We start from the raw sequence: 25,265 nt of genomic DNA, 5'->3' as shown, positions 1-25,265 counted from the left end.
GTTCTGACCTTGCTTTTCTGACTCATTGATTGGAAGACCGATGCGCCGGAGGAACGTGCACCGTTCGGTGACCAAGAGGATCACCGACCTGACCATCGCGATGCTGCTGCTCGTGGTCCTGAGTCCACTTCTGTTGCTGGCAATGGCAGCCATCGCTCTCACCATGGGGCGACCAGTCATCTTCACCCAGACCCGAACCGGCCTATCCGGGCAGCGATTCCGGCTGATGAAGCTCCGCACTATGCGGGACTCGCACGGCGCGGACGGCAAGCCACTCAGTGACACTGAGCGGCTGACCTCGCTCGGTCGCTTCCTGCGTAAAAGCAGCATCGACGAGCTTCCAGAGCTCATCAACGTCATGCGCGGGGAGATGAGTCTGGTCGGCCCCCGGCCGCTGCTCACCAGGTACGACCGTTGGTACACGGACACGGAACGACTGCGTTTCGCCGCACGCCCCGGACTAACCGGTCTGGCCCAGGTCAGCGGACGAAACAATGTCGGCTGGGACGCGCGCCTCGCGATGGATGTGCGCTACGTCCGCAACTGGAGCCTCGGCATGGATCTCTCGATCCTTGTCAAAACCGGTTGGGGCGCGGTCGCCGGTTCGGGCGTCACCGTGGACCCGAGCGCGGCCATGCAGGACCTGGACATCGAGCGGCAATGCCGGGTCTGACGGAGACGACCGGTCGGGTCAGTGACATGGACGCGACCGACCCGGTCGCAGTTCAGGAAGCTACGGCGCTTCTCGCGGAGTCGGTACACGAATCCATTCGAGGTCTGGTCCCATATCACGCCGATGGCTATGCCGCATACCTCCGGGCCGTGCTGGGCGCGCCAGCGCCGATGCGCACGGTCCTGGTCCGTACTGTCTGCATCGGCTCGGAAACGGTCGGGACCGCCGATTGGCGTGTTCTCCCTGGAGAACTCTTCCTCAATGGCATCGCGGTGGCCTCGCACGCCCGAGGCATGGGCCTGGCCAGCCTGCTGATGGAGGACGGCGCGCAACTCGCCAAGAGCATGGACATTCGCAGGCTCGGACTCGATGTGCTCGCTGACAACCTTGTGGCCCTGAATCTCTATCGCCGTAGAGGCTTCGTTGCCACTGGGAGTACCTATTGGCGGCACGTCGATCATGCCGGTGCCGATGAAACCAGTTTGCAGGCGATCGACTGGCCGGTCTTCAGCGCTCATATGCAGGCTTATGGCTTCGGCGACTTGACGCTGCGGCTGCGCTCTGGCGAGTCGCGACGAGTTCGCCAGGTCGGGAGAAAGCTGAGAGTCCCCCCGGGCTGTCCCGGCGTTGCCTATCTAGCTGCAGCTCTTGGCGCTGACAGAGTAGTGACGACGACCGTCGAGGCGCCGGATGACCTGTCAATTGCGCATTCTCTACGAATGTCGCGCGAAGTCTGCCCTTGACGGAAGGTTCCCGTCACTTGATACGACCGGCCGCCATGCTCCACGTGGTAGGAGCCGGCCTGAGATCGTCCCTGGAGTCCGAATCAGAAAACTCGTCGCTGAAGACATGTCTTCTGAGCACAGGGAACTGAACCCTGCGCTCCTGGACGCAATCGAAGCGCTGGACCCACAGCCGCGAAGTGGCCGATGGGCCAGCCTCAGCTATTGCATCCTCGACGCGGTGTGGTCGATCGGCGCGCGGTACGACGCGGTGGTCGTACCGCTAGTCAGGCGCATCTCCGAACTCGCTGGCGATACCACGCCCCTGATCCCACCCGGAAGCCCTCCGCCTGACGATCCGATGCGGTTGGAGCGATTCCTAGCCCGGTACCCCGACACGATGGCTTTGCAAGCAATCACCAACGCCCAGCGAACCTCCACCCGGGCTGGCATCGCCAAGGCCGATGCTGCGCTGCGCTTCGCGCGCGTCTTCGCCGAGCAGGGGATAAACGACCTGAGCAGCGCCGCGACGCTCGTCGTTGATGGCTCTTCGGTCCGGTCGCAGATTGATCATGCACTGGCGGCAGTTCCTGGCGCCGGACGGGCCGGCATCCGCCTCAGCTACCTCTGGATGCTCGTCGGTGACGACGATGCGATCAAACCTGACCGGATGGTCCTGCGCTGGCTGGCTCGTCACGCTGCACCGGTTTCGCCAGTCCAAGCCCGCGTGATGCTCCACGATGCGGCGTCGGCGTTGTCCAAGCGCCTCCACCGACCAGTGACACCATGGATGGTCGATCACGCCATCTGGCGCACCGAACGTGCCGGTGGTGCACCGGCTCACGGCCTACACGCAAAATAGCTGGCTAGCATCTCGGTGGCCCAGGTTGCTTGGTAGACCTCACCTCTTGGCCCGAAATCAATGAACCAGGGTTTGATGTCAAGGACCGGCGTTCCGTCAACGGCGTCGAGTTCCTCCACGTGTAGATCGAGTCCGTCAACCCTTAACAGGCGGCATCGCGATACACCGAGCCAGTTCAGGCGGCGCATGTTGCGGTGACCGAAGATCCCCACCTCGGGGTAGCTCGGATTGTCCCGCGGCCGCCGGGCGCCGCGGCTCAGATCGCTCTGGTCTGTCAGGTGGAAGCGGAAGACCACCTCGAGGTGGGAGAAGTCCTCAAGCCCCTTGGTTGACTCTGGCGCGACCCTGCTGCCCTCGATCCGAATGATCGACCGCGTCCCACCCCAATAGTCGTCAGTCGGCTCGATGCGACCACCCACCACGTGAGCGACCGGCTCGACAATGAAATCCTTATCCGGCATGTGCTACTCCTCTCGATCTTGCGTGCTCCCCGCGGTCCGTGCATCGGAGGTTTGACACTGACAAGACCCTGCCGCTCGTTCAGCTAGGCGTGCGTGACAGTCTGCCCTTCGGCTCGATAGATTCGTAAGGCTCGAAGCCCGGCTCACCGGGCTAGTAAGGGTTCGCATGGCGCCGAGTACAGGGGTGTACAGGTGACGCAAATCCAAGTCTTGGAACTGTTTGCGGGCGAGCTGCGCAGACTGCGTTCGGGAGCTGGCCTGTCGCAAGAGGCCTTGGCCGAGAAGATCAGCTACTCGGCGTCCCTGGTCGCTGCCGTCGAGCAATGCCGCCGCCCGCCGCAGCTCGAGTTCGCCCAGCAGTGCGATCAAGTTCTCGGCAGCGAAGGACTTCTTCTCCGGATACGTGAGGTCTGCATCCGAGAGTCGCTAGTTCCCTGGTTCCGTGAATGGGCGGCGATCGAGCGTGAAGCAAGAGCACTGCGCACGTTCCAGCCGCTCGTGATTCCCGGCCTGCTCCAGACAGCTGACTACGCCCGGGGGATGTACGAAGGTGGCACTCCGCTGACCGCGGACGAACTCGACCAGATCGTTCTCGGCAGACTCACTCGACAGGAGATTCTCGAGAGTTCTCGGCCGCCCCTGCTCGTCGCGGTGATCGACTACTCGGTCCTCGAGCGGCCGGTCGGCGGGCCGAAGATCATGCGGGAGCAGCTCCTCCACCTCGCTGAAGCTGCAACCCGGCCGTTCGTACACGTGCATGTCATACCGAGAGGCGTCGGCGGCTACCTCGGTCTGGGTGGGCCATTCGTTCTCGCTACGGCACCTGACGGGGCTGACATGGCCTACCTGGACAATCAACTCAAGGGCATGTCGGTCGACGGTGTGGAGGAGCTACGCTACCTCCGGGATGCGTGGGAGTGCGTGAGGGCTGATGCCTTGCCGCAGCGCCAGTCCCACGCACTGATCGCGGAGGCAGCGAACCAATGGACCTGACCCGGGCGAAGTGGCACAAAAGTTCCCGCAGCAGCACTAATGGCGGCGACTGTGTCGAGGTCGCCGCCAACCTGCCTGACGTGGTCGGTGTAAGGGACTCCAAGGCTCCCGCGGGCCCTGTCTTGGCGTTCCCCCGCGGCGGCTGGCTTGCCTTTGTAACCGGTGTGAAGTCCGGCGAGTTCGACATCTGAGCTATCTGGAGCGAAGGCGCATCTCGACCTCCTGCAGCCGGGCATCAACGCAAGGCCAGAGCAAGCCACAGACGCAGAGCCGCCGACCGAGGCCCCACTGTCGTTTCCGAGGCCTGTGATTCAGGTGTAGCTCGTTCATCGGATTCCCTACCGATCGCGACGGAGAGATGCCGACGGCGCAGCGCGAGCGATCTCTCCGTCGCGATCCGCGGCCACCCGATACACGCAGGGGTGACCGAACGACGCGACCTGTCCTTGGCTCGGGAGCAACCACTCGTTCCAGCCGGCCGTCACTAGCCAGTCTGGTGCGGCGATGGGCACGGCGTAAGACCTGCAGCCAGCACACACAGGTTGTAAGGCTCTATGACTGGCGAGTGCAGATCTGTACAGAAGTTGGATACTCATGCGGTCCAGGTCAGAGTTGCCACCATCGCAGTCCGGGCGTGCTGGTCACACGCTCGCAGGGTGTTATCCAGCTCGGCCACCGAGCCGCGCCGTCTCAGCCCGGAGGCGGTCAAGTTCAGCCACGATTAGGTCTCTACCGGGTGGCCCGCGTGCATGGCTCGCGCCTCTATGCGCTCGTCGGCCGACGAGTCAGATCGATGACGGGTCTGTGCTACGTCATTGACGGCGCGTGGTGCTGCACCGCGCCGCTCATCATCGACTTCGGCGGCCCGCGTCTGGAACTCGCCTTCGACGGCTTCGACGAAATGCACCTGGGCTGGGAAACGATCGACGTTGATGAACCTCTAGACACACCCGACCAGGACGACCCTGAACTGGCTCTCGCCTGGGGCGATCCGCAGGAACCACACTTGGCTGGCATCCTCGGCGCCGTAGTCCGAGAGGTGCGAGTACTGGAACATGACTTCCGGCTCGATCGCGTTGACGGGCAACGCCTCCAGGCGTGGCTGCTCGCCGGTTTGGAACTGGTCTTCGACGACGGACGGGCGGTGCAGTTGTCCAACGTGTTCAGCGAACTGACGGTCGCCGCGGAGCCGGCGGACGATGACACCTGGCGGCGACAAGTCGTTAGGAGCTGAGGGGGAGGACCGGGCATCATCGTACGATGACTGACCGCGAGCCGATGATCGTCCTCATCGACGATCTCCGCTCGTTCGTCGACGGCCGGCCAGCCGAGGTGGCGCGCACGAGCTCAACTGGTGTCGAGCTTCTCAACCGTCACCGCGGCCACCGGCTCGACGAACTCTGGCTCGACCATGATCTTGGCGACGATGACACCATCTGGCCGGTCGTGGAGGTTCTCGAACGGGCTGCCTTCGAGGGCCAGCCCTTCGATATCGGTGTCGTCATCATCCACTCGGCCAATCCCGCGGGCGCCGCGAAGATGGCGCAGGCTCTGCGGCGCTGGAACTATCCGGTTCGGGTTGCTTCGGGCAATTCCGCGGTGGGATACATCGGCCCAGGGGACTCGGGTGGATGATCTAGCAACTACCCCGGAGGCCGCTCACGAGCACACTACTAGTGCGGCATAAGCGGAGATCCGTAAACAATTCAGATTCAGGTCGGGGCCGCGGATGTCAGATCGCGCAGGTAGGCAAGGATGCTCGGATGCGCCGTCCCGTCATCGCCCTAGCCACCCTTGTCATGGCAGCCGGTTCACTGTCGTCTTGTGACTCCGGCGGGACGTCGTCCAGCCTCTCACCGCACCCCGCTGCGTCGGGCACGCCGGCTGTCAGCGGCACGCCGCAAACCCTCCGGATCTTCCGTGAGGGGGACAAGACGCTATCCATCATGTTCTACGTGCGCGGTCAGGGGCGGGCGGAAGTCACGTACTCCGTGCGTGCCGGCGACACACCGACCCGCGAGACGGTGGCGGTCCCGTGGACCCACATCGTTGAGGTCGGGGTTGACGAACCCGATTTGTCGCCTGTCCTGACCGCTCGGAACACCGATCCGAACGCCACGGCCGAATGCCAGATAGGGACGAGCCAGCTCGCTCTTTCCGGAGGCGAGCTGCCGCTGGTGCCGGGCCGCACGGTCAGGTGCGCCATCGACAAGGTGCCGTCCGTGCGTTGACGTGTCGCACCGGCGCCGTCCAGCGCGGGATCAGACGGTGGGCGTGCGGGCACCGCCGGATGATTCCACCAGCGCGTCGGCGACCAGGGCGGCATCCGCGTCAGCCAGCTCGGCCGGGTACTCCGGCAACAGATCGTCCCAGACCGGCAGCCATGAGCCGTACAGTTGCGCCTGGCCTTCGGGTCGGGCGAAGAACCACAGGTGTAGATGCGCGGCGCCGTCGCCGAAGCGGTACATGTGGGCTCGCGAGATGTGCGGCACCGCTTGGATGTGCCGGACGATGCGGGTGCCCAGCAGGCCGAGTTCCGCGGCCATGTCGTCGGGGAGATCAGCAAGGTCGTAATGCTCGCGGGGGTAGAGCATCAGGATCAGCGGCACCCCGACGCCGGGGATCCGGTCGAGACGCCAGCGTTCGTTGAACCAGATGCCCTTGTCGCGGTCGCTGCAGATGCTGCAGTCCGCGGGGTCCTCGCCGTGTCGCGGCGGCTCGGGCAGGACCGGCGGCCGGAGGGCGGAGACCCGGAGGCCGTCCTGTTCGAACGGGCTGATCTCCCAAGCGGTCATGCGGGACAGAGGAAGGCGCTGCTCGCTGTCGGTGGCAGCGAGCGCGTGCTGGTAGAACTCGTCCGGAGTCAATGCCATTGCCGCAGAGTAGTCATGCCGGGCGAGGCGAGGGGACACACGAGCGTTCCGCGTCTCCCCTCGCGCGGTCAACCGCGGCTGTGCGTACGCCCGCCTAGCAGCGGGCCTACACTCACCCACCCATCGGCGCAGCCCCCGCGGACGCACTCGCCCCCTAGGACCGACCATGCCGACACTCACCGACGCCCCCACGACCGTCGCGACGCCAACCCGGCTGCGCCTCGCCAAGCTCATCACCGACGTGCTCTCGCCCGCCGTCCTCGTCGCCCTGCTCACCCTCACCGTGGCGTGGAACGCCGCCGCCGGCCTCGCCCAGGCACTCACTGTCGGCCTGATCGCGGCCGCGGCCGGAAGCTTCATCCCCATCGCCTACATCCTGCGCGGCGTACGGAAAGGCAGATGGACCGACAAGCACGTCCGCGTCCGGGCCCAGCGCAAGCTGCCCATCCTCGCCTGCCTCATCTCCACGGTCCTCGGCACCGTCGTCCTTTACCTCGTCGACGCGCCCCGGCAGCTCATCGCCCTCATCATCGCGATGGTCGCCTCCCTCGCCGTCGCCGCACCCGTCACCGTCCTGCTCCGCTGGAAGATCTCCGTCCACGCCCTCGTCGCTGCCGGAACCACTGCGGCACTCACCGTCATCTTCGGACCCTTCGGTCTCGTGACGGCACCGGTCGCCGTCGCGGTCTGCTGGTCACGGGTCGTCCTGCGGGACCACACCCTGCTCCAAGTTATCGGCGGCACCATCGTCGGCACCGCCGCGATGACGTTTCTCTTCCCCGTCCTCAGCTGATCCCGCAGATCGCCTCCGGAGTCGCCGTGCCATGCCCGCGGCGGTGCTGTTGCTGCCGGACCACCTATACCGCGGCCCAGCTGCCTCGCAAGGCGGCCGTTGCTTGCACGCGGGCTGCACTACTACCGGGTTTCGCGAGGCAACTAGGACGGTCCGTCCCACTACCGACCGCTCGGAGTCGCAGAGGAACCACACGGACAGCTTGTATGGCTCTGCGGATCGATGGGTACAGCGTCGTATCGGGGGTAGCTTGGCAGCTGCTCTTACTCGGCTCGATGAGAGGTTTCGGATACATGCGACGTTTTTCACGATGGTCAGCGGCGGTCGTGGGCATTACCGCAGTGGTGCTCGGATCTACTGCACTGCCTGCGGCGGCGGCAACCAACGAGGTGTTGCTGCAGCGCAACGGCGAGTGGAAGGCGTACGCCTACCTCGACATGTCAGCCCGCAAGGCTTGCGTCCGCGTCTACAACGCCGGTTCGGGCGCGTACGCCGGGGTGCACTACGAGGCCTGGGACAACGGCGCTGACGCGCAGGCGTGGGACTACGGCGGCGACAACGCGAACACCTGTGCCGCAATCCCGGGCAATTACACCCGAGGCGAGAAGGTCAACGTTTATCTGAGTTTCACCGGAAGCGGCTGGAGCGACTACCGCTACGTCACGGGGATGGTGCTGCAGTAGGTCAGCAGCCCCCGACAAAATAGTCAGGGCCGCCACCTCGCGGTGACGGCCCTGACTGCTATGCGGTTTCTCAGTACCGGATGGTGATGTCCACTCGGCGGTTGCGGGCCATGCCCGCGGCGGTGCTGTTGCTGCCGGACGGGTTCGCTTCACCCTTGGTGATCACGTTCGTGCGGATCTTCGTGCGGGCCGCCAACGTGCGACACACTTCCCGGGCACGCCGTTCACCGAGCGCGCGGCTGGCGGCTGCGCTACCCCGGTCGTCGGTGTGCCCGACGCAGGTGATCGACCGGATACCGGTCAGGTTGCTCCGCAGGGTGCCCAGGTAGCGGCGTTGCGGGGCGCTGATCGTCGACGAGGCGGTGGCGAAGTACACCGGTCGTGCCGCGGTGAAGCTGTTCAGCACGAGCTGGGTACGGCTGCTGCCCCGCAACGTCTTCCCGCCGCCGGTCGGCACGGTGGTGATCGCCGCCGCGATCGGGTAGCCGCCGAGTCGCGCGGCCATGGCCCGGCCGAGCGGGTTCAGCGTGGCGGTGACGACCGCTGAGCGGCTGGCCGTGGTGGTGACTGCGCGGCCGGTGCCGAGCATGACCCGCTTGCCGGACACCGTGCTCCACAGCACCAGCGTATGCCGGCCACGAACCGCCGAGGAGAACGACACCGCCACGGGCACCGTCGCCTTGGCCGGAAGGCCTCGGGTCACGGTCAGCTTGGAAACCTTCACTGTGACCGAGCCGGTCGACGGGCTGGGGCCGGGTGTCTCGCCACCACCGCCGGTCACGACGGCCGTGTAGGTGCCGTCGACGATCGTGCCGATGGAGTCGGTGATGCGGTACTTGACCGCGGTGGCCGTACCCGTGAAGCCGGTGACCGGGACGAAGGTGATCGCGCCGGTCGTGGCGTCCAGGGCGTAGGTGCCCTGTTGCGGGATCACGACGGTGGTGGTCGGGTTGTTGAGTGCGTCGAGCAGGGTGATGCCGCCGCCGGCCGGGACCGGCAGGGTCGTCTTGTTCGTGTCGCCGGGCCCGGTGGTGTCCGGGTTGGTCGGCGGCACGGTGACGGGCAGCGCCATCTTGCGGGACGCACCGTTCGGGTCGACACCGACAGCCAAGAAGGTGTGCGCGCCGGCGGCCAGCGACGCCGGGACGGTGACCGGCACCGAGAAGTTGCCGTTGGCGTCGGTGGTGACCGTGCCCAGCTCGATCGGGTCGGAGTAGATCGTGACCTTCGCCGTCGAGAACGGCGCGAAGCCGGTGCCGATCACGACGATCTGCTGCGACGGTACGGCCAGCGACAGCTTGCCCTTGTCCGTGGTCAGTGTCAGCGGCGCATCCGTGGGCACGGTGGCCGGCGGTTCCGGTTCCTGCACCGTCACCTGGTTCGACGCCGCCGACGGCAAAGACGTGCCGCCGGGGCCGATCGCCACCACCGTCACCGTGTAGGCCGTGCCGGCGACGCCGCCGAGCACACACGACGTGGCGGGTGCGTCCACCTGGCAGAAAGCCTGACCCGGTGACGCTTCCGCCTTGTAGTTCACCGCGCCCTGCACCGCCGGCCACGACACCGTGATCGACGAGATCCCGGCCGTGGCGACCGGCGCGGTGGCCGGGGCAGCGGGGGCCGGGGTCGGAGCGGCGGGGGTGACCGTCGCCGCCGCCGACGCGGTGCCCGGTCCGACACCGTTCACCGCGCGGACGCGTACCTGATAGAGCTGGCCGTTGACCAGCCCGGTGACCGACAGACGCCGCTGGGTGTTGGTGTGCACGGAAGTCTGGACCGTCGCCCAGTTCACCCCGTTGTTGGTGGATACCTCGTAGCCGGTGATCGCACTGCCGCCGTTGTCGGTCGGCGGCGTGAAGATCACCATCGCGGCGGTGTCATCGGGCTGCGTGCTCAGCCCGGTCGGCGCGCCAGGCGCGACCGCGGCCGGGGTCACCGACGAGGCCGTGGAGGCCGCACCGGGTCCGACACCGTTCACCGCACGCACCTTGATCTGGTACGTCGTGGTGTTCGTCAAGTTGCTCACGGTCGCCGTGCGCGTGCCGCCGCCACCCGCGGAGGTGGCGATCGTCGCCCAGTTCACCCCGTTGTCCGTCGACACCTCATAACTGGTGATCGCGCTGCCACCGTTGTCGACCGGCGGCGTGAAACTCACACTCGCCGAGGTGTTGCCCGGTGTGGTCGACAGACCCGTTGGCGCACCCGGCACCTGCGTGGCCGGGGTGACAGACGACGCCGTCGAGGCCGCACCAGGACCGACGCCGTTCACCGCACGCACCTTGATCTGGTACGTCGTGGTGTTCGTCAAACTGCTCACGGTCGCCGTGCGCGTGCCGCCGCCACCCGCGGAGGTAGCGATCGTCGCCCAGTTCACCCCGTTGTCCGTCGACACCTCATAACTGGTGATCGCACTGCCACCGTTGTTCACCGGCGGCGTGAAACTGAGGCTCGCCGTGGTGTTGCCCGGCGTCGTGGACAGGCCGGTCGGCGCGTCCGGCGCCACCGAGCCCGGGGTCACCGACGAGGCGGTCGACTCGGCGCCCGGTCCGACGCTGTTCACCGCGCGCACCTTGACCTGATAGGTCGTGGTGTTCGTCAGGCTGGTCACCGTGCCCGTCCGGGTGCCGCCGCCAGCCGCGATCGTGGTGATTGTGGCCCAGTTGACGCCGTTGTCGGTGGACACCTCGTAGCTGGTGATCGAGCTACCACCGTTGTCGACCGGCGGCGTGAAGGTTACGGTCGCGGTGGTGTTGCCCGGCGTGGTCGACAGGCCAGTCGGGGCGCCCGGCGCCTGGGCGGTCGGGGTGACCGAGGACGCCGTCGACGCGGCACCGGGTCCCACTCCGTTCACTGCCCGCACCTTGATCTGGTACGTCGTGGTGTTGATCAAACTGGAGACGGTCGCCGTGCGCGTACCGCCACCACCGGCGGAAGTGCCGATCGTGGTCCAGTTGACGCCGTTGTCCGTCGACACTTCGTAGCTGGTGATCACGCTGCCGCCGTTGTCGACCGGCGGCGTGAACGTCACGCTCGCCGAGGCGTTGCCCGGCGAGGTCGACAGGCCGGTCGGGGCGCCCGGCGCCTGGGTGGCCGGAGTGACCGAGGAGGCCGTGGAAGCCGTACCCGGTCCGACGGAGTTCACCGCACGTACCTTGATCTGGTAGGTCGTGGTGTTGGTCAGGCTGGTCACCGTCGCGGTGCGCGTACCGCCGCCGCCCGCCGACGTGGCGATCGTGGTCCAGTTGACGCCGTTGTCGGTGGACACCTCGTAGCTGGTGATCGTGGCGCCACCGTTGTTGACCGGCGGCGTGAAGCTCAGGCTCGCCGTGGTGTTGCCCGGCGTGGTGGACAGACCGGTCGGCGCGTCCGGCGCGGTCGCCTGCGGGCAGGCCGTGAAGGTCGCGATGACGCTACCCGCGCCGGATCCCGACCGTACGCCGTTCGTGGTGGCACCGTTCGGCGCGAGGTTCGCGCCGCCACCGCCACCGCCACCGTCGAACTGGTCGACGCCGCCACCGCCACCGCCGTAGTAGCCACCGCCACCACCGGCGCCGCCACCCGAGCCGCCCTGCGCACCGTCACCACCCAGTCCGGCGCTGCCCACACCCGCGGAACCCTCCACGGTCGAGCCGCCCATGCCGCCTCCGATGGTCGAGGCACCGCCACCGCCGCCGCCGTTGCCACCGGCCGAGCCGTTGGCACCGTCACCGCTCAACGAGCCCGCGTCGCCGCCGGCACCGAGGCCGCCGCCGCCACCACCGCCGGCGATGATGTCCGGGCTGGAGTTCGCACCCATCGTCACGCTCGAGGCGCCACCACCGCCGGCGGCACCGATGCCGCCGGACGGCGCACCGCCGCTGACGCCGCCGGACCCCATCGAGCCGACATCGCCGACGTGCACGGTGTAGGCGTCGCCCGGTGCCACCGTGACGGCGTGCACGACCTGCCCGCCCTTGCCGGCGGCTCCGGCGCCGATGTCACCACCCGAAGCACCGCGCACGTCAAACTGGATCTCACACACGTTCGCCGGAACGGTCTCGACCAGCGGCTGCGACGAGTCGGTGTACGTGGTCGGCGGCGGCGGACCGTTGGGGGCCATCGACGCCGAGGGCATCGACTCGTTCGAGTTGCCCACACTGTTCGTCGCGTGGACCGTGAAGGTGTACGAGACACCGTTCGTCAGACCACTGACCGTGCAGGGGCTGTTCATGCAGGAGGCGTTGAAACCGCCCGGCGTCGAGGTCGCGGTGTAGGTGCTGATCGCCGCGCCGCCGTCGTTGAGCGGCGGCGTGAACGACACGGTCGCCTGCGCGTCACCGGGAACCGCGTCGACACCCGTGGGCACACCGGGGACCGAGTTCGGCAGGGTGTTCACGTAGCCGTAGCCCGCGAAGATTCCGGGCAGGCCGCGGCCGGTCACATACAACTTCATCGCGGTCGGCGAGACCGCCACGCCGTAGGTGTCGACCCCGCTCGGCTGGTCGTAGCCCTCCTGCGGGACGGGCGGGTTGGACGAGTAGTCCGCAACCTTGTACCAGTACAGGTTCGAGCCCGAGGTGTTGCCGCCGTTGGCGCCGTACACCTGCTGCCCGTCCGGGGTGACGGCGATCTGGTTGAACCGCTGCTCGTAGTTGGTGTTCCCGTCCGTCGTGTTCAGGTACGCGAGGCTGGCGGTGGTGAACCCGTCGATGTACCCGTAGCTGTACTGCCCACCGGTGGCGTCGTCGTTGGCGGCGAACAGCGTCGTCCCGTCCGGGGTGACAGCCAGGTACTGCACCTCGAAGGTGCCGCCGCCGTTGACCGTCGCGGACGTGGTCACGGTGTTGTTCGACGTGTCGATCTTGGAGATCTTGCCGCTGCCGCCACCGACGTAGACGAACTTTCCGTCCGGGCTGGCGGCGACGGCGATGGGCGAGAAGGACACCGGAACCGTCGTCGTGACGGAGGCCGTGCTCGTGTCGATGACCGAGACCGTGTTCGCTCCGGCGTTCGCGACATAGGCCATGTCGGTGCTGCCCACGGAGGTGACGACGATGCCCTTCGGCGAGTTGCCCACGCTGATACTGGAGCTCGCCGACCCGGTGGCGGCGTCGATGACGGAGACGTTGCCGGCGGTGTTTCCGGTGACGTACATGGTCGCGCTGTCGCTGCTGAACGCGATCTCGTACGGATCGGCGTCGGGAACGCTGACCGACCGCCACGTGGGGCTGTTGTCGGTGCCTTCCAGCGCCAGAATGTCGGTCGCGCCGGCCTCGTCGTTGATCGCGTACACGCGGGTGCCGTCCGGCGAGACGGAAAGCAGGCCCGGCTCCTGGTTACCAGTGGCGGCTACCGACCCGACCTCCGTGGGTGGCTGAACGGCCAACGCCGGGGCCTCGCCCAAGGCTGCCACCAGCACGCCGACCAGCGCCGCGGCTACCGCTTGCGCAGGCGTCACACCCGCTCTCACGCGGCGGTTCCGCCGCCGAACCCTATCATCACCGACTACCCCGAGTGTCATAGTCTGCACTTTAGGTGACATGCATGGCGCTTGATGGCGGTTCGATGGAGCTCACCACCGATAGGCGTCGCGCGAGGAGCGAACCTGAGGGCCGAAAAGCAAAGCGCACAGAAGGGGCGGGTATGCCGAACGGCGGCTCGCCTGATCCAGGCAGCCGCCGTTCGGAACATCACGGAACCCGATCCCCACACCCGCACTTTCCGGATCTGGCCGATCGGTCTATCTGGATTTGCCTCGGTCACCCAGGAAGCCACGTGGCGCGAACTTGAACAACACAGGCAGGAATACCACGAGAATGATCGATGCCATGAGGAGCGCAGAACCTTGGGACAAACCACCGGACCCGCTAGCGTACCCGGCCCCGATCATGATCATGATGAGTGCCGCGAGAAGTGTGAGGAAGATGCCCTTGGATGGTGTGCGCTTCATATCGCTCCTCAGTTCCGACCGAGATAGTAGGCACCGCCAAAAGCGCCGAAGGCTGCCCCACCGATGATGCCGCCGGCGGCTGCTCCACCGGGGCAACCGGCGCCAGCCGTGGGAAGGGACGCAATGATGCAGCCCGTCACGCCGCCGACAATGGCGCCGGCGCCTCCGAACGTCGCGACATAGTCCATGAAGTCAAACAGCGCGTCATCCTCCATCCCGGTGGGATCGACGTTGTCGATCGGATCGCCGGCCGCATAGGCGTACCGATTGCCCTTGCGCGGACTGCCGATGAAGCTGAGGTTGTCCTGCTGGGTGAAGCGCCCCTGGTTCGGGTTGTACCAGCGCTGCCCGTACTTGGTCAGCCGGGTCGCCGCGTCGTACGTGCCGCCCGCGTAGCGGATGATGTTGGTCTGGCCGAGGCCGTTCTCCTGCGTGCTCGCCTGGACCACGCCGTACGGGTCGTAGACATAGGTAGCGGCCACGGTGTTGTTGCTACCCACCACCGCGACGACCGAACCCAGTCCGTCGAGGACATAGGCGTAGTCAGCGCCGCCGATGCGGAGACCCAGCGGGGTGCCGATGCCGTCCCGTTCGACGTACACGGTGGGGTTGGTGCCGTTGGTCCAGGACTGCAGCCAGGGCATGCCGTGCTGGTCCTCCATGCCGTAGTCGAGCTTGAGAGCCCCGACCCTGGCGACTTCGACCTGGTCCGTTCCGGCGTACGCATAGTCGGCGTTGCCGCCCGGCCCGTACGCGTTGGTCATCTGGTTGGCGGCGTTGTGGCCCAGCGTGCCGATCGTCGGCTCGGTGACCTTGGTCTGGTTGCCACGGTTGTCGTACGTGTTGTTCGTCGTGGTGACCTGGTTGGCGGAATTGAACGTCAACGACTGCGTCTCGGTGCCGTCTGCCTTGACGGTCTTGCGGTTGCCATTGGTGTCGTACGCGTACTCATAAGTCTTGCCGTGGACGTTGGTGGCCTTGGTCAGGCGGTTGCCCTTGTCGTGGCTGAACTCGCTGACCGCACCGGTGATCTCGTTCCTCTGCCACTGCCGGATGCCCGTGTCGTCGGCCTTGTCGGTGGAGCAGCCCTGGCCGGACACGTACTTGGCGTAGCAGTACGTGGTGTCGAAGACCGGGCCGCCCGACTTGCGGGTCGAGGTGATCCGCAACGGCCGGTCGGACTTGTCATAGCGGGTCGTGGTGCGCAGGACCCACTGGCTGTTCTCGTTGTCCGTGGCGAACCACTGATCGGTGCGGTTGCCGTTGGAGTCGTAGGCGAAGTTGTAGCGGGTGCCACCAGCCGTGTCGACGCGGACCAGCCAGTTGCGGCTGTTGTAGTAGTAGCGGGTCGTGCCGCGGCCGTCGGTCAGCCGCTCGAGGTTGCCCGCCGGGTCCGGCACGTACGTCTGCGCCGGCGCGTTCGGGGCACTCCGGACCCGCAGCCGGTTGAGCTGGTCGTACTGGTAGGTGGTGGTGCCGGTCGCGTCGGTACGGGTGATCAGGTTGCCGGTCAGGCCGTAGTCGTAGCTCACCGGCGCGGTGGCCGGGCAGCCCGGACCTGCGTACGTGACCTTCATCAGCCGGTCCTCGGCGCTGTACTCGTACGTGGTGGTGCAGGCTCCGTGGGTGACGGTTTGCAGCCGGCCGAACGCGTCGTAGGTGAACGTCTTGACCGCCAGGCCGTTGCCGGTGGGAGGCGTCAGCTTCGTCAGCTGCTTGTTGGCGTCGTACGCATAGACCGTACTGTTGCCGTCGTTGCCCGGATCGGTGGATTTCTTGACCGTGCCGTCGTCGTTGTAGTCGACCTTCGCCTCGGCCGCGAGCGCGTCCTTGGCAGAGGTCTTGTTGCCCGCGCCGTTGTAGCTGAACGACGAGCTGTTGCCCTGCGTGTCGATCGACGAGGACGGCTGGAAGTTCGCCGTCGGGTTGGTCTGCGACGCGGCGTTCGCGTACGCGGCGGAGGCGCTGGATCCGGTCGGCGACGCGGACTTGGTCATCGACTCGCCAGCGTTCGCGCCAAACGTGTTGGTGACCGTGCCGCCTTCCGGGGTGACCAAGGTGGCGATGTCCGCGAACGGCGTGTAGGTCTTGCTGCGCTCGTTGCCCGCCGGGTCGATGGTCTTGGTGACGCGCTCGTCGTCGTTCAGCTCGTAGGTGGTGTGCGGCACCTCAGCGACCGGCTTCGACAGGTCCTGGCGTGGATCGGCCACCTCGGTCTTCGACGCCGTCGGGTAGGACAGGCGGGTGACCGAGCCCTGCCCGGTGGCGTTGTCGGTGACCTGGTTGACCGAGGTCACCCGGTGCTGGCCGTCGTAGGTGATCAGGACGTACGTGTCGGGCTTGGTGGTGATCTTCGTCAGGTCGCCCTTGGCGTCGTATTCGAACATCACCTTGCGCGGGGTCGCGCTCTGGATGGTCTGCAACCGGCCGGCACTGTCATAGGCGTACGAGGCTTCGCGCCAGCTGTTGTCCGCGCCGGTCTGCCGGAGCTTGCTGACTTTGCCGTCGGTGTAGGAGACGGCGACGGTCCGGCCCGAGCCGACGCCCTTGTCCGAGGTCACGCCGGTCCACTGCGCGCCGGCGTGGGTGTAGTCGGTGACGTTGCCGTTGCGGTCCTCGGTCTTGTCCAGGATCCCCGCCGAGGTGAAGAACAACTTCTTGCCGCTGCCGTGCTCGGTGAGCTTCCAGCCAGAGCCGTCCTTCGTGAGGGTGGCCTTGAACTCGCTCGGCGTCTTGTAGCCGGACCCTGAGACCGTGAACTTTCCGATCACGCCGTCAGCGGCCACATAGGTCACCGACTTGTCCCCGGAGGCCTCGACGAGCCGAACATCAGCACCGCTCCGGGTCCGCCAGCCGGGCCCGAGCGCGCCGTTGGCGATGCTTGTGCCCACCAGCAGGCTGTTGTAGGCAGCGCCGAGGGTGACGTTGTCGGCGACCCCCGGCAGGGTCAGTTCGGTGCTGGTCAGCAGCAGGTTGCCGGACCCTACGTTCACCTGCATCTGCAGGCGGTCGGTCAGCGAGAACGACAATTGCGTGGCGTTGCGCACCGGCCCGGTGCCCTTGGGCACAGCTGGCGCTTCCGCCGCGCTAGCGGTCCGCGCGGCTGCCGTGGACTTCACCTTCGTCGCGGTGCTGGACAACCACACCGCGGGACCGGACTGCGGCGATCCGACCGGCTCGATCACCGGCGTCGCCACCCTGGCCTGGACCGGCTGCGCCGCAGCTGGACCGGCCGTGACCGCCACCAGCGACGACGCCGCGAGCACCACGACGCTCACCCCGGCGGCAGCACGAGTTTGTGCCATTCGAATTCCTCCCCGTGACCGGCGGAAACAGTTTTCCGCCGGAAATCCAGACACCACAAATAGCCGCCCCGCAAACGAAGGCGGCACGGAACCACTGGCGAAAGAAAGAGAAGTCCGAGGGTCGCGGATTCGCCGCCGGGCATGCCCGAGCCCCAGCTCAGCAGCTACAGACGTGGCTAGCTGAGCGGCATAATCCTGTCCCCGATATTCAATTCCCCGTTGGGGCACATCTTACGAACGTCTACTTACCACAGTCAACAACAGTTACAAATGGTAGGGATGCAACGCGTGTAACGGGCAAGCCGGGCAGGAAATTTACTTCGCGTAGATCCGGACGATTCAAACCATGACGTGTCCCACAGCGACCGCTGGGCCGAACAGGTCACGGTGTGCCGCCGAGCGGGTCAAAACCGCTCCAGGCCATATCCGGGAGCCGCCAACGCTCGATCTCCCAGTAGCCAGACCCGGCAGCACCCGAGGAAGGACCAGTCAGGTGGAAGACACCGCAGCGAGGGAACCCCGCCGCACCAACCTCGCCCGACGCACCCCCGGCGCCGCCTGGCGGGCCGCCCGCAGAGACCCGGGCGGACGCAAGCTCACCGTCAACCGGGCACCCAGCAGCGCCACCTACGCCGCAGACGAAGCCACCCTGCTCCGCCTCCGCGACGGTCTGCTGGGCGCACACCGCCCCGAGCAGCCGCCCCGCTCGTAAACGTGCTCCTACCCACCTTCGGATTACCACGACGGCCAGCCCCGACGAGTTGTGCTACGTTGAGGTCGTTGCAGTTTTGATTTCCAAAGACGTTTTTGGCGCCTGACGGGGTTATCTGAAACCCGGCAGGCGTTTTTTCGTTAGTGCGTGTCGTTTCCGGCGCGGGTGATCAACGCGGCACCCGAAGTCTGCACGGTGCAGACTTCGACCAGCCTGCGAAGGAGCAGACATGACGACAGGCATCGTGAAGTGGTTCAACGCCGACAAGGGCTTCGGCTTCATCACCCCGGACGACGGCGGCGCTGACGTCTTCGCCCACTTCTCGGCGATCGCGTCGAGCGGCTTCCGCAGCCTCGACGAGAACCAGCGGGTCGAGTTCGACATCACCCAGGGCCAGAAGGGCCTGCAGGCGGAGAACATCCGCCCGCTCTGATTTCACTCCACCGAACGGCGGCCCGACTGATGCAGCGGGCCGCCGTTCGGCGTGTTTACGGGCGGTAGCCCTCGAGGCTGTGGTCGAACACCCGGAACAGCCACCCGTCCGCCACCACCACATTGCCGCCGTCATCGTTGCCGAACTGCTTACCGGACGACACGACCCGGCCGGTGGCCGCGTTCAGCACGCCGACCGGCTGACCCGCGTCGACATTGGTGTAGAGCAGGCCGCCCGCGCGCACCGGCTGGCTGGTGTCGCCTTCGAACTGCCGGAGCCAGAGCCGCTTGCCCTTCTTGACGTCCAGCGCCTCGATGCCGTTCACCACCGTCCGGTAGACCCGCTTGCCGTCCGCGGCCAGCAGGGCCGGCGCACCGGTGTCCATCGTGTTGGTCCAGGTCGCCGCGCCGTTAGCCAGCTTCGCGCCGATCAGCCGCCCGGCTTTGTCGGTCGCGAAGTACATGTCGCCGGCTGCCGCGATCGGCTGCCACTCGATCGGCTTGCTCCACGCACGCTTACCGGTGGTGATGTCCACGGCGGCAACCCCGGCGGCATCCGTACGCGTCACCAGCAGTTTGCCGTTCGCCGACACCCCGGGTGACCAATGCTCGGCGAGCGACCACCGTGCTTTGCCGTCACTGAGCCGATAGGCGCGCACGCTGGGGTCGGACGACTCCGACGACCCGGCAACCACCACCATGCCCTTGTCGACGACCACCGTCTCGACCGGCCCACCCGCCGCGACCTGCCACTTGACCTTGCCGGTGGTGAGACTCAACGCCACGATGCCGCCGTTCGGGTCGCTCTGCGACTGGCACTCGGTGTTCCCGGCGATGAGCAGCCCGCCCGCGACTGCCAGGTGCGGCGTGTACTCGTTGTCCGGGTACGCCCAATCCCAGTGCCAGGACCGTTTGCCGGTGCCCGCCTGGTAGGCGCCGATGCCCTTGTCGTCGGTGACGAAGACGCGGCCACCGTACGCCAGCGGCTCGGCGGGTTTGGTGCAACTGAGCTCGATGTCGGGCAGCTTGGCCGACCACCGCTTCTTGACCTTGTTGATGCTGGCCGCGTTGATCGCGGACTCGGCCGGGTTGTAGAAGTTGTGTCCCGCGCCGTAGCCGGGCTGCGTCCAGCCCGGCGACACAGCGGCGGCGGGTGCGGCCGCAAGCGTGACGGCGAGAGCACCGACGCTGAGCGTGGCAAGCACGCGTGTTTTCCACATGACGTCCCCCATGGGTGATGACGTGCCGGCCCGGCCAGCACAACGTATGGGGCAACGTTCGTCCCGGCGCTACATCCGCGGCCTGTGTCACCTGCGGGTGATGCCGATATACCCAGTTCTAGGAATACCCGCGCTGATCTTCACCGGGGAGGCTGTTCTGCGCACGCCAACAACCGGCGAAAGGAAGATCATGCGCTTCTCCCGAGTGGTCGGGCTGGCAGTAGCTTTCGGGCTGGCTGCATCCGCACTCCCCGCCGTGCCCGCGGCGGCCGCGACCCCTAAGTGCACCCTCACCATCGGGGCGGCATACCCGCCGTACCAGGACTACTACCTGCTGACCGTCGGCTGCACGGAGGGCAACGTCGAGAGCTTCTCGGTGCACGGGTCGGACCAGTGGGACGACGACTGGCTGTTCACCCAGGGCTTTGGATACGAGATCATCGTCGACGGTGGCAAGCTGAACGAGGACCCCGGCGCGGGGGACGAGATCTATGCCAAGGCCACTGTCCGGCTGCCCAACGGCAGCAAGGTCAACGTGGGGACCAACAAGGTTCACGGCCGGTGGAGCTGAGGTAGAAGCCCCCGGGCGAGTCGCCCGGGGGCTATCGGGACCAACGGTCCCCTCAGCGCGCTGGTCTGGCGCCTTCTATGCATCCGGAGATTCAGGATCCCGACCAAACAGTCGCAGCGCACCGAAAACTGGAAGCATTGCCACCATGCTTTGCAGGTATCCGACCACTGATTCGGGATAGCTGCTGGTCCAACTCAAAGGGCCCGCGATGGCCACGAACAGCAGCATCAGTCGTCCGGGGCCGGGTCCTTGACCGGTTCTCAGTAACAGCGCCAACGCCAGAGCCCATAGGCTATAGAACAGCATCACGCCATAGGGGCCGGTAAAGAAATATAGGTTGCCTAAGGGGAGGAATGAATATGAATTTGTGCGAGAGCCCCCGATGTAGTCACTCACGAGACCGCCGGTGGCGAGGATGGGTCGGGAAGAGTCTAGGGCGCGGGGAACCAATCCATACCGAAGGATGTTCTCTGGGGTGATGAATCCTGGCACTCGGGCTGGCACTTCGTATTTATCTACCTCGGTTATCTGAGTGTCGAAACGTAGACGTTCTTGCGCCGTAACCTCAGTCGAAACCGTGATTCCCTGGTCTTCGCGAATCTGATTGCGGACGGCGAAGATCGCGGGCCAGGCGAGCAGGAGAATCAAGGAAAGCGTGACTGCCAGCCGTGCTCGGAACAGGCCCAGCAGCATGCAGGCAAGAATAATGAAGCTGAAGAAGTTCACCATCGGTGCGGTAATCGCACTAAGGGCTGCTACGACGAACTGTGCCCCCATGATTGCGGCGGTCCAGCGATAAAAGCTCGACTTGTTCATCAGTCCACCGAGACACGCGGATGCGAACAGAGCCAGCGCCATGTATTTCCAGGTGATGAGGGGAGTCAGGATCGGGACCAAAGGTGAGGTTGCGGCTCGTCCGGTAATCTGCGTACCGATTCCACCGCCGCCTGCGGCGGCGCTGACAATGTCCGCGGCGACACCGATGATGGCAACTGGACGCGCGATTAAGAGGATCCGAGGGTACCGAGAGTTTGCGGAAACGCGGTCCGTCAGCTGCGGATACAGGGGACGCAGCTTGAGAAGCGCGGTCTCGATCAGACCCGCTCCGCACAGTGCGAGCCCTATGAGTCCAACAAGGAAATAAGTTCGCGGATTTTGATACCACACCGCTTGTGGAATGACCAGCAGGAGATAGGGTACGACCATGATGCATGTCGCCGGGTAGCGCTGGAGCACGCGGGTGACAAGGTTTTCCCGCACGCTGTCGACATCTGTGTTCGGCGCAATACTACGGGCGGCGGCGGTGATCACGGATGTCCTTAGTCGATTTCGGATATGTGAGGGTCCCCGGAGATGGCGTTAGCGCGAAGGATCCGTCAGTGACTCGGGGGCGGTGCCGAAGGTCGACCGAGGAATGTTGCCGGTCCGACCTGCAGCGACCCAGCCGAACAAGTCAGCATAATCGCGGGCTGTGTCAGTCCAGGTGCGGTCAGCAAGCCGGTGACTCGCCACGCGTGAGGCTGCGGCATAATGCTCGCGATTCGCAGCCAAGCGTTCGATGGCCCGGGACACTGATCGCGGGTCATACGCATCGAAGAATGCCGCGTCCCCACCGGCGAATTCGATCTGGGCGCGCAACGGCTTGACGTCGGCGCATGCCACCGGAAGGCCCCAGCTGAAAGCTTCGAAGATCGCGCCGCTCGCCGCCTCCCAGGTCGAGGGGACCACGACCGCCCAGGCTCGGCTGTAGAGCTCCGTCAACTCATCCACCGTTACGAATCCCGGCAGCGAAACTCGCCCTGCCAGGTCCGGCTCGGCCGCACGCTGCAGGAGCCGGTCCGCCTCGGGGGCTACCAATGGGCCAGGGCACACCAAGCGGAAGTTCGGCAACAGCGTCATACCTTCGAGCAAGGTGGCGTGGTTCTTATGGGTTGATGTTGACGACGGGTACAGCAGGAGGCCTTCCTCGGGCGTGCTCACCTGATCTGCCGGTCGCGGATGAAATGTCGGCGGCGGGATCATTGCGATCTTGTCCCGCGCTTCAGGGAAGAGCTCTAGCGCCTGCTGGTACGGATGCGGCCAGGACACAGCGATCGCGGCCGCCTTCTTCACGTTCTCGGTGATGACCTCGACGTAGCCCGGTTCAAGGAAGCCTGGCTGAAAGCGGCGGAGGTCGTGCATGACAAGAACAGAATTCTCCGCACGCACCGGCACGCACGTGAACGGATACACCGTCACGTCCGCCTGTGTCTTCTCCTGCGGCCTCGCGATCTCCCGGATCCCATTGACCACTCGGCGGGAGATCTTCGACGCGCGAACTTGCGCCGGGACGAAGCGCCTGGCCTGCCGACCGAGTCTCGTGTCGCTGCGCAGCGCCACGGGAATCTCCGACCATCGAACAGTGTCGCTGGGTACCCGTTCCTTCCAAGCTTTGGTGGTGTCGTCGAGGATCTCTACCTCGATGTCATGCTCCGCCGAATTCAGCAGCCCCCGGAGCATCCCGTACGTAAACGCCTCGACTCCGGCAGAGTGCCCGGGCTTGATGGAGGTGCCGTCGATCCGAATTCGCATACCTGGGTACCTTTGCTGTAGGTCGCGGGATGGTCCGTTGTTGACGGAAATGCACTACGCCTGGATGTCGCGGAAGGCGCAATCCAGGCGCCTAAGAATCTCTTCCAGTTCTGGGTCAGTCAGATCCGGATAGGTTGGTAGGTTGAATCCTCGCCTACTCAGCTGCTCTGAGACCGGCCAGGAATCCGTCGACGGCCCGTAGGCGGGCAGCCCGGGCAGCGGAGGAAAGAACGGACGAGTGTCTACCCCGAGGTCGGCAAGGCGGGCCGTCAACTGGTCTCTTGTATAGCTTGCAGTCCCGCTCACCAAGAGAGATGCCATCCAGGGTGCCCGCTCCGCAGGATGTACGGTCCTGGGGACCTCGAGTTCGGCCTTCCCGCTCGCCCACCTTTCGTAGGTGGAGACGATGTCCTTACGCCGCGAGATCAACTGTTCACTGCGCTCGAGCTGACCGCACAGGATCGCGGCAGCCACGTTAGTCATGCGGTAGTTGAAGCCGATCACGGGGAAGAAGTAGCGCCGGTTCGGGTCCATGCCTTGGTTCTTGAAGAGGCGCATTTTCGCGGCGAGCTCATCGTCGGCGGTGGTGACACAGCCACCTTCGCCACTAGTCAGGATCTTGTTGCCGAAGAACGAGAAGGTGGTCGCATCCGCGAGCGCACCTACCGGGGCGCCGTCGAGCCGGCCACCCAGAGACTCGGCGGCATCGGCAATCAGCAGGAGGCCATGCGACGAGCAGACGGGACGCAACGCGGTGTAGTCCGCAGGATGGCCGTAGATGTCGACGGCGATGACCGCTTTGGTCCGCGGCGTGATAGCGGCGGTGACCGCGTCCGGGCCGATGCACCAGGTGTCCGGCTCCACGTCAACGAAGACCGGGGTCGCGCCGCAGTATGTAACGGCGTTGGCTGTGGCGATGTAGGTGAACGCCGGCACGATAACCTCGTCGCCGGGACCGATTCCGGCTGCGGCGAGCACCAGGTGCAGGGCCGAGGTGCCGTTGTTGACCGCGACGGCATGCGTGGTGCCGCAGCGTGCCGCGAATTCGGCTTCGAACCGGTCGATGTAGGGGCCGGTGGACGATACCCAGCCGCTGCGTACGGCGTCGGCGACGTACTTCTCCTCCAAGTCCGACAAGGATGGCTTGGCTACCGGGAATCGGGTCATCGAGACGTTCTTTCTCTGGGTGTGATCAGCGGGAGGGTGGGTTGGCGGCCACCGGGGTCCTCGGAGGCGTGCTTTCGGAGTCTTGCCGCGCGAGTTCCGTAGGGGACGTCTCTTGCGGCATGCTCCGGCGGAGGAGCACGTACGACGCCGCGGTCGACATTGCGGCAGCGGCAGAAGAGAACACAGCTACCTGGGCCAGTGAGTGCGCAAACGGCGCCAGCGCCGCGAAGGCTGCGACACCGACTCCGTTCGCCCAGGCTGTCGCCCAGGTGCGGCCGAGTCCGGCCAGTTGTCCGTTCAGGCCCTGCCGTATATAGAACAGCAGGCCGCCGATGCAGAGGTAACGGGTGATCTCGCCAGCTCCCGCGAATTCTGTGCCGTAGACGGTGGTGATCAGCCAGCCGGCTGAGGCAGCGACGGCTACCGTCATGGCCGCCGCTGCCAGGAGGCCGCCGACGTCGATTCCTGAACGCCTAGTCCGGCCGGTCAGCCCTCGCATGAGATTGGCGGCGCCGAAGATCGATGCGAGCTGTCCGAGTGAGGAGGCCACGGCATACAGGCCGACCTCTGTCAGTCCGAAGAGTGCTGACACGACGATCAGGTCGATGCGGGAAGCCAGGAATGACAGCACACTGCCGACGTGATAGCCACCGGAGAACCTAGCGACCTCTTTCAGTTCAGCGCGTCGCGGCAGCCGCAGACTCACCCGAGACCAGCCACCGATGAGTACAGGCGGGGCGCAAACGCTGATGCAGAGCGCGAAGGCGATCAGGTCGATCGGTGCGGTGGAGTCCGGCCCGGCCAGACTCAGGGCGATCAGGCAACCGAGCAGGTAGATCGCCGGCTGCATGAAGCGCAGCAGCGCGTAGCTGCCCCAGCTCTCGTGGACGAGGAGATGCGCTGCACGCGCGTCGCAGGCGATGGTCCCGAGCACTACTAATGCCAGCGCTATGCACAGGCTCGGGTCTGCCAGCAGGCCGGTGAACGCGAATCCGGACACGAGCGCGGCCAGGGCGCCGAAGGCGAGCATGACGAGCACACCGCTGGAGACCGGCATGCTCGTCAGCCGGCGCCGTTCGGCACCGTGGCGGGCGATCAGCGCCTTGTCCACCGACAGGCCGCACACCCAGCCGAGCGCCTGCCCCCAGGTGGCCACGACCACGATCTGGCCGCGGCCGGTCGGCCCGAGGGTACGGGCGATTAGAATGCCGGTGAGCACTGAGGAGACAACCGTGAACAGTGCTGCCGCTTCCAGACCGCGCTTTGCGGTGACGAGGTGCTGAATTCGCCGGAGCAAG

At 66.0% G+C, this 25,265-nt stretch carries 22 protein-coding genes; 13 read left to right on the top strand and 9 right to left on the bottom strand.

What is annotated here, in order from left to right; all coding sequences use genetic code 11:
- Positions 1–67 precede the first annotated feature (67 nt).
- From ACIA1L_RS20380 to ACIA1L_RS20370, 3 genes are all read left to right on the top strand, one after another.
- On the top strand, positions 68–673 hold the full coding sequence (locus ACIA1L_RS20380) for a sugar transferase (RefSeq protein ID WP_396074383.1): 606 nt from the start codon (positions 68–70) through the stop codon (positions 671–673).
- A gap of 26 nt (positions 674–699) precedes the next feature.
- Positions 700–1,416: a GNAT family N-acetyltransferase gene (locus ACIA1L_RS20375; RefSeq protein WP_396074382.1), complete on the top strand. Its 717-nt coding sequence runs from the start codon at positions 700–702 to the stop codon at positions 1,414–1,416.
- Between the two features lie 106 nt (positions 1,417–1,522).
- On the top strand, positions 1,523–2,257 hold the full coding sequence (locus ACIA1L_RS20370) for a hypothetical protein (protein WP_396074381.1): 735 nt from the start codon (positions 1,523–1,525) through the stop codon (positions 2,255–2,257).
- Here the strand turns inward: ACIA1L_RS20370 and ACIA1L_RS20365 are convergent.
- The gene (locus tag ACIA1L_RS20365) at positions 2,236–2,718 is read right to left on the bottom strand and encodes an SAM-dependent methyltransferase (protein ID WP_396074380.1); all 483 of its coding nucleotides are present in this window, start codon (positions 2,716–2,718) and stop codon (positions 2,236–2,238) included. The genes ACIA1L_RS20370 and ACIA1L_RS20365 overlap by 22 nt on opposite strands.
- A gap of 210 nt (positions 2,719–2,928) precedes the next feature.
- Between ACIA1L_RS20365 and ACIA1L_RS20360 the strand changes: the two genes are divergently transcribed.
- The 5 genes from ACIA1L_RS20360 to ACIA1L_RS20340 all read left to right on the top strand — a co-directional run bounded on the left by ACIA1L_RS20360 (position 2,929) and on the right by ACIA1L_RS20340 (position 5,942).
- On the top strand, positions 2,929–3,711 hold the full coding sequence (locus tag ACIA1L_RS20360; protein WP_396074379.1) for a Scr1 family TA system antitoxin-like transcriptional regulator: 783 nt from the start codon (positions 2,929–2,931) through the stop codon (positions 3,709–3,711).
- On the top strand, positions 3,702–3,902 hold the full coding sequence (locus tag ACIA1L_RS20355) for a DUF397 domain-containing protein (protein ID WP_396074378.1): 201 nt from the start codon (positions 3,702–3,704) through the stop codon (positions 3,900–3,902). The genes ACIA1L_RS20360 and ACIA1L_RS20355 overlap by 10 nt, the downstream gene beginning before the upstream one ends.
- A 545-nt stretch (positions 3,903–4,447) precedes the next feature.
- Complete coding sequence (locus ACIA1L_RS20350) at positions 4,448–4,945, top strand: hypothetical protein (protein WP_396074377.1); 498 nt, start codon at positions 4,448–4,450, stop codon at positions 4,943–4,945.
- Positions 4,946–4,989: 44 nt separating this feature from the next.
- Positions 4,990–5,346: a cyclic-phosphate processing receiver domain-containing protein gene (locus ACIA1L_RS20345; protein WP_396074376.1), complete on the top strand. Its 357-nt coding sequence runs from the start codon at positions 4,990–4,992 to the stop codon at positions 5,344–5,346.
- Positions 5,347–5,474: 128 nt separating this feature from the next.
- On the top strand, positions 5,475–5,942 hold the full coding sequence (locus tag ACIA1L_RS20340; protein ID WP_396074375.1) for a hypothetical protein: 468 nt from the start codon (positions 5,475–5,477) through the stop codon (positions 5,940–5,942).
- Positions 5,943–5,972: 30 nt separating this feature from the next.
- On the opposite strand, the gene ACIA1L_RS20335 is transcribed toward ACIA1L_RS20340, so the two are convergent.
- Positions 5,973–6,584, bottom strand: a complete 612-nt coding sequence (locus ACIA1L_RS20335; RefSeq protein WP_396074374.1) for a hypothetical protein — start codon at positions 6,582–6,584, stop codon at positions 5,973–5,975.
- Positions 6,585–6,750: 166 nt separating this feature from the next.
- Here ACIA1L_RS20335 and ACIA1L_RS20330 point away from each other — a divergent pair, with 166 nt between their 5' ends.
- Both ACIA1L_RS20330 and ACIA1L_RS20325 read left to right on the top strand, forming a co-directional pair.
- Entirely contained in the window at positions 6,751–7,377 is a 627-nt protein-coding gene (locus tag ACIA1L_RS20330) for a phosphoesterase PA-phosphatase (protein ID WP_396074373.1), read from the top strand.
- Between the two features lie 293 nt (positions 7,378–7,670).
- Positions 7,671–8,060, top strand: coding sequence for a hypothetical protein (locus ACIA1L_RS20325; RefSeq protein WP_396074372.1), 390 nt, complete (start codon positions 7,671–7,673; stop codon positions 8,058–8,060).
- Positions 8,061–8,130: 70 nt separating this feature from the next.
- Here the strand turns inward: ACIA1L_RS20325 and ACIA1L_RS20320 are convergent, their stop codons facing one another.
- Entirely contained in the window at positions 8,131–13,497 is a 5,367-nt protein-coding gene (locus tag ACIA1L_RS20320; RefSeq protein ID WP_396074371.1) for a fibronectin type III domain-containing protein, read from the bottom strand.
- A 500-nt stretch (positions 13,498–13,997) separates the two neighbouring features.
- The gene (locus tag ACIA1L_RS20315; RefSeq protein WP_396074370.1) at positions 13,998–17,294 is read right to left on the bottom strand and encodes an RHS repeat-associated core domain-containing protein; all 3,297 of its coding nucleotides are present in this window, start codon (positions 17,292–17,294) and stop codon (positions 13,998–14,000) included.
- A gap of 493 nt (positions 17,295–17,787) precedes the next feature.
- On the opposite strand from ACIA1L_RS20315, the gene ACIA1L_RS20310 reads away from it, so the two are divergent.
- Both ACIA1L_RS20310 and ACIA1L_RS20305 read left to right on the top strand, forming a co-directional pair.
- Positions 17,788–18,006, top strand: a complete 219-nt coding sequence (locus ACIA1L_RS20310) for a hypothetical protein (protein WP_396074369.1) — start codon at positions 17,788–17,790, stop codon at positions 18,004–18,006.
- Between the two features lie 229 nt (positions 18,007–18,235).
- Positions 18,236–18,439: a cold-shock protein gene (locus ACIA1L_RS20305; RefSeq protein ID WP_396074368.1), complete on the top strand. Its 204-nt coding sequence runs from the start codon at positions 18,236–18,238 to the stop codon at positions 18,437–18,439.
- A gap of 55 nt (positions 18,440–18,494) precedes the next feature.
- Here the strand turns inward: ACIA1L_RS20305 and ACIA1L_RS20300 are convergent, their stop codons facing one another.
- On the bottom strand, positions 18,495–19,658 hold the full coding sequence (locus tag ACIA1L_RS20300; protein ID WP_396074367.1) for a PQQ-binding-like beta-propeller repeat protein: 1,164 nt from the start codon (positions 19,656–19,658) through the stop codon (positions 18,495–18,497).
- 190 nt (positions 19,659–19,848) lie between these two features.
- Here ACIA1L_RS20300 and ACIA1L_RS20295 point away from each other — a divergent pair, with 190 nt between their 5' ends.
- Complete coding sequence (locus ACIA1L_RS20295; protein WP_396074366.1) at positions 19,849–20,229, top strand: hypothetical protein; 381 nt, start codon at positions 19,849–19,851, stop codon at positions 20,227–20,229.
- Between the two features lie 75 nt (positions 20,230–20,304).
- On the opposite strand, the gene ACIA1L_RS20290 is transcribed toward ACIA1L_RS20295, so the two are convergent.
- From ACIA1L_RS20290 to ACIA1L_RS20275, 4 genes are all read right to left on the bottom strand, one after another.
- Complete coding sequence (locus ACIA1L_RS20290; RefSeq protein WP_396074365.1) at positions 20,305–21,540, bottom strand: hypothetical protein; 1,236 nt, start codon at positions 21,538–21,540, stop codon at positions 20,305–20,307.
- A gap of 48 nt (positions 21,541–21,588) precedes the next feature.
- Complete coding sequence (locus tag ACIA1L_RS20285) at positions 21,589–22,800, bottom strand: glycosyltransferase (RefSeq protein ID WP_396074364.1); 1,212 nt, start codon at positions 22,798–22,800, stop codon at positions 21,589–21,591.
- Positions 22,801–22,854: 54 nt separating this feature from the next.
- Positions 22,855–23,928: a DegT/DnrJ/EryC1/StrS family aminotransferase gene (locus ACIA1L_RS20280; RefSeq protein ID WP_396074363.1), complete on the bottom strand. Its 1,074-nt coding sequence runs from the start codon at positions 23,926–23,928 to the stop codon at positions 22,855–22,857.
- A gap of 64 nt (positions 23,929–23,992) precedes the next feature.
- Entirely contained in the window at positions 23,993–25,264 is a 1,272-nt protein-coding gene (locus ACIA1L_RS20275) for a lipopolysaccharide biosynthesis protein (protein ID WP_396074362.1), read from the bottom strand.
- Position 25,265 lies beyond the last annotated feature (1 nt).

The sequence above is a fragment of the Actinoplanes sp. NPDC051859 genome (assembly GCF_044452725.1).
GTDB lineage: Bacteria > Actinomycetota > Actinomycetes > Mycobacteriales > Micromonosporaceae > Actinoplanes.
Note: the sequence above shows the minus strand (reverse complement) of the source record. Positions and strands in the feature narration are given on the sequence as shown.